Below are 3,736 nucleotides of genomic sequence, written 5' to 3'. Positions count from 1 at the left end.
GGCGGCGACGAGCCAGGGGAACCGGGCCGAGATCGCCGCGATGTCCCGATCGGCGAGCAGATCCGGGCAGAACTTCTCCGGCGCGGTCCGTTCCGGGTGGAAAAGCCATCCGACATGGGCGTGTAGGAACCCTTTCGCCAGGCCCCTGCCGTGATGACCGAAACGCCACGGTGAATGCGGATCGGCCGCCTGGTCGGAGTATTTGTGATGCCGCCGGTGAGCCGCGACCCAGTCGGTCACCCCCATTTCGATGGCGAGGCTCCCGGCGACGGCGAGGATTATCCGCAGCGGCCGGCCGGTCCGGAAGGAACCATGCGTGAACAGCCGGTGGTAGCCCACGGTGACACCGAATCCGGTGATCAGGTACATGACGGCGCCGATGACCAGGTCGTGCCAGCCCAGCCCCCATCCCCAGGCCAGCGGGACCGCGGCGAGCAGGGCAAGCAGGGGCACGACGATGAAGAACGCGAGCAGGACCTGCTCACCGAGGGTCTTCGGCTGGTCCGCCAGGTCGGGGCGGGGCGACCGCCTCGGCCTGGTGGCCCTGGCCGGGAGCGGCGGCCCCGACGGCAGGGTCGGGGCGGGGCGGGGCCGGCCCGGCGGACACCCGTCGTAGTCACCGGGCCGGGATGCGGCAACACACGCCGCAGCGGAACCGAGGGTGCCCGATCCGAGGGTGCCCGATCCGAGGGCGGCGGAACCGAGGGTGGTCGTCGTGGGGATGGATTTGGCCGTACCGGACGCGGCAACCGTACCGGACGCGGTGGCGGTAGATTTTATGATAATGGACTCGGTGCTGCCAGATGCAGCGGCAGAGGCGACGATGGCCGACTGCAGTTCGGATTCACGGGACACGTGTTTCCCTCCGTGTCTGGGGATTGTCAGTGCTACCTGTGGTCGGTTTCCGGATCGGGGCGTTGGTGCTACCCGCCAGAACCGGGTTGGGTGTACCCCCGCATCGAGGCGTGGAAAGCGGACTTCACGAACACCGCCCACTCCGGGTAGCAGAGCGTCACGGACCGCCCACCCGAAAGCCGTGGGCGGCGTTCATCAGGCACGATCGAACGACCATGACACTCACCGACCACCTTCCCCCGACTTCCGGCACCGGCCATGACGGCGAACGGGCCCCCCACCCGAAGGACCCCGACTCGAAGGACCCCGACTCGAAGAACCCGGACCTGACCGGCCCCGGCGGCGGGCCTGATCCCGACGCACTCTATGACGCGTTCACCGAGTGGGTCGCAGAGCAGGGGCTGGAGCTGTACCCGGCACAGTCCGAGGCGCTGATCGAGATCGTCTCGGGGTCGAACGTGATCCTGGCGACGCCGACTGGGTCGGGCAAGAGCCTGGTCGCGGCGGGGGCGCACTTCGCGGCGCTGGCGGCGCGGCGGCGTACCTTCTACACCGCGCCGATCAAGGCGCTGGTGTCGGAGAAGTTCTTCGCGTTGTGCGCGATGTTCGGCGCGGCGCAGGTCGGGATGATGACCGGGGACGCCAGCGTGAACGATACGGCGCCGATCATCTGCTGCACGGCGGAGGTGCTGGCGAACATCGCGCTGCGCGACGGGGTCGCCGCCGACGTCGGTCAGGTCGTCATGGACGAGTTCCACTACTACGCCGATCCCGACCGCGGCTGGGCCTGGCAGGTGCCGCTGCTGGAACTGCCGCACACCCAGTTCATCCTGATGTCGGCGACGCTCGGCGACGTGTCGCTGTTCGAGACGGACCTGACACGGCGCACTGGGCGCGGCACCGCGGTGGTGCGCTCCGCGCAGCGTCCGGTGCCGCTGTTCTACCGGTTCGTCACCACGCCGATGCACGAGACGATCGGTGAGCTGCTGGAGACCCACCAGGCCCCCGTCTACGTCGTGCACTTCACCCAGGCGCAGGCGTTGGAACGGGCGCAGGCGCTGATGAGCGTGAACGTGTCGACCCGGGCGGAGAAGGACGCGATCGCGAGGACGATCGGGAACTTCCGGTTCACCGCCGGGTTCGGCAAGGTGCTGTCCCGGCTGGTCCGCCACGGCATCGGGGTGCATCACGCCGGGATGCTGCCGAAGTACCGCCGGCTGGTGGAGCAACTCGCCCAGGCGGGGCTGCTGAAGGTCATCTGCGGCACGGACACCCTGGGGGTGGGGATCAATGTGCCGATCCGCACGGTGGTGTTCACCTCCCTGTCGAAGTACGACGGGAGCAGGGTGCGGCTGCTGTCGGCGCGGGAGTTCCACCAGATCGCCGGGCGGGCCGGGCGGGCCGGCTACGACCCGGTCGGCAACGTCGTCGTGCAGGCCCCCGAGCATGTGATCGAGAACGAACGCGCGTTGGCGAAGGCCGGGGACGATCCGAAGAAGCGGCGCAAGGTGGTCCGCAAGAAACCCCCCGAGGGCAGCGTCGGGTACGGCCTGGCAACGTTCGAACGGCTCGTCGCGGCCGAACCCGAGCCGTTGACCTCCCAGTTCACCGTGAACCACGCGATGCTGCTCAATGTGATCAACCGGCCGGGGGACGCATTCGCGTCGATGCGCCACCTGCTCACCGACAACCATTCGGATCGCGCCACCCAGCGCCGGCTGATCCACCGGGCGATCGCGATCTACCGGGCGCTGCTGGCGGCCGGGGTGGTGGAGCGCCTCGACACCCCCGACGAGCTGGGCCGCAGCGTGCGGGTGACGGTGGACCTACAGCTCGACTTCGCGCTCAACCAGCCACTGTCCCCGTTCGCGCTGGCCGCGCTGGAGCTGCTCGACCCGGCCTCCCCCTCCTATGCGCTGGATGTGCTCTCGGTGCTGGAGGCGACCCTGGACAATCCCCGGCAGGTGCTGCACGCCCAGCTGTCGAAGGCGAAGGGGGAAGCGGTCGCGGCGATGAAGGCCGAGGGCGTCGACTACGACCGGCGGATGGAGCTGCTGGAGGAGGTCAGCTATCCTCAGCCGCTGGCGGAACTGCTGGGCGCGGCGTTCGGCCTGTACCGGCGGGGGCATCCCTGGGTCGACGATTACGAGCTGGCGCCGAAGTCGGTGGCGCGGGAGCTCTACGAGCGGGCGATGACGTTCGCCGAGTACGTGGCGTTCTACGGGCTGGCCCGCTCCGAGGGGCTGCTGCTGCGCTACCTGGCCGACGCCTACAAGGCGCTGCGCCAGACGGTGCCCGAGGACGCCCGCACCGAGGAGGTCGTCGACCTGACCGAGTGGCTGGGGGAACTGGTCCGCCAGACCGACTCGAGCCTCCTCGACGAGTGGGAGCGGCTGAGTAACCCGGCCGGGGACGCCGCGGGCGCCGCGGCGGGCGGTGGTGGCGTCGACGGGCGGCCACCGGCGGTCACGGGCAACATCCGGGCGTTTCGGGTGCTGGTACGCAACGCGCTGTTCCGCCGGGTCGAGCTCGCCGCGCTGCGCCGCTACGACACGCTCGGTGAGCTCGACGGCGGGTATGACGGCGGGTTCGACGCCGACGGGTGGCGGGCGGCGTTGGAGCCGTACTTCGCCGAGCATGGCGAGATCGGGACCGGTCCGGACGCGCGGGGGCCGGGTCTGCTCATCCTCGACGAGAAGCCGGGGACGCCGGGGATGTGGACGGCGCGGCAGATCTTCGACGACCCGGCCGGGGACCATGACTGGGGCTTCAGCGCGGAGATCGACCTGGCCGCCTCGGACGAGGCGGGGGTCGCGGTGGTCCGGGTCACCGCCATCGACCGACTCTGACGCCCGTAGAGGAACACGAAATCCGTTCCCCC

At 69.9% G+C, this 3,736-nt stretch carries 1 protein-coding gene and 1 pseudogene; one reads left to right on the top strand and one right to left on the bottom strand.

From position 1 onward, the window contains the following. A pseudogene (locus AC08OV_RS22315) lies at positions 1 to 855 on the bottom strand (hypothetical protein); the annotation flags it as partial. Between the two features lie 215 nt (positions 856 to 1,070). Here AC08OV_RS22315 and AC08OV_RS22310 point away from each other — a divergent pair. Continuing rightward, positions 1,071 to 3,704: a DEAD/DEAH box helicase gene (locus AC08OV_RS22310; protein ID WP_476620265.1), complete on the top strand. Its 2,634-nt coding sequence runs from the start codon at positions 1,071 to 1,073 to the stop codon at positions 3,702 to 3,704. Positions 3,705 to 3,736: the final 32 nt, after the last annotated feature.

The sequence above is a fragment of the Frankia sp. CeTa3Moorea genome (assembly GCF_978021225.1).
This window is presented reverse-complemented; position numbering and strand designations above follow the sequence as displayed.